The following is a 1219-nucleotide window of genomic DNA, read 5'->3' on the forward strand; positions in this document are numbered from 1 at the left end:
TGTGCGGAGACATGGGTAACACATGATCCGCTCATTCCTGCTGGTTCAGGTTGATGGTTCCGAAACGGTGATGCGCAAAAAACAGGTCGTAGCAGCTCTCTTCATCGACGCGCTCGCGGATGGCCACGGGCAGGTTCTGCAATGCGTTCGATACCTTGAATCGCCGGTTCCTGAAGCGTAGTTCACCGTTCCACTTCACGCACTGCACGTGGTCGTTTGCGCCGTACTCGATCGGCGGCAGGATTTCGGGGTAGGCGCGTGGACTCGGTCGATAGCGCGTGCCCGGGGTCGCCATGTCCAGCGCCTGATGCGGGCGTTGATGGTTGTAGACCGGGCGCCACTCATCGAACGCCTGCTGGGCGCTGGGCAGGTCCCTGAAATGGCGTCCGGCGATCACCTCGGCCTTCAGCGTACGGTGAAACCGCTCCTCCTTGCCGTTGGTCTGCGGATGCGCCACGCGGCTGTGCGACAGTCGCACGCCCAGCCGGATGAGCCAGATGGCCAGTTCGGTCAACTGGCCCGGCTGGCTGGGGCTGCCCCACGGCGAACCGTTGTCCGCGTTGATGCGCAGCGGCAGCCCGTAGCGGCGGAACGTGCGCTCCAGATGATGCTGGACGATCCGGGTGTCGGTGCAGATGCAGGCATCGAGTGTCACGTTGTAGCGCGAATGATCGTCCAGCATGGTCAGTGGTGAACAGTGCCGTCCGTCCTGCAGGTCGAACCAGCCCTTGAAATCCATCTGCCAGAGATCGTTGGGCTGCGCATGCTCGAAGCGCTGCCAGGCCGTGGCGGCGTCGGAAGCGGCCGGGTCGATCAACCCGTGGCGATGCAGGATATCGGTCACAGTGCTGGGAGCGGGCACGTCCGTGTGACCCAGATCGCACAGACGTCGGCTGATCTTGCGTCCACCCCAGGCCGGATGCGCCCGCCGCAGTTCGACCACGCGCTGCTCGACCGACGCTGTCGTGCGTGCCGGACTCTGCCGGGGCCGTCGCGAATGATCCGTCAGCGCGGTGGCTCCGCCCTGCGCGTGGCGATCGAGCCACTTGTAGCCGGTCTTCGGGCTGACGCCAAAGCGCCGGCACAGTTCACGACGGTTGGCGCCTTCCTGCGAGGCCAACTGAACGAATTCCAGACGCAGATTCATGGTGTCTCTCGGGTTCCAGGGCATAACCGGCTCCAGGCGATTCGCTCGCCCAGAGTGTTACCCATGTCTCCG

The 1219-nt window shown here is 64.2% G+C and carries 1 protein-coding gene; it reads right to left on the reverse strand.

What is annotated here, in order from left to right:
- Positions 1–31 precede the first annotated feature (31 nt).
- Positions 32–1171 carry an IS481 family transposase gene (locus B0G73_RS39940; RefSeq protein ID WP_106286502.1) on the reverse strand — a complete coding sequence of 380 codons (1140 nt, stop codon included), beginning with the start codon at positions 1169–1171 and terminating at the stop codon, positions 32–34.
- Positions 1172–1219: the final 48 nt, after the last annotated feature.

Origin of the sequence: Paraburkholderia sp. BL25I1N1 (assembly GCF_003002025.1) — a bacterium.
Classification (GTDB): domain Bacteria; phylum Pseudomonadota; class Gammaproteobacteria; order Burkholderiales; family Burkholderiaceae; genus Paraburkholderia.

Bases quoted from the DNA above. Each gene is read 5' to 3' on its own strand.
- B0G73_RS39940 (WP_106286502.1), bottom strand. From the start codon at position 1,171: ATGCCCTGGAACCCGAGAGACACCATGAATCTGCGTCTGGAATTCGTT.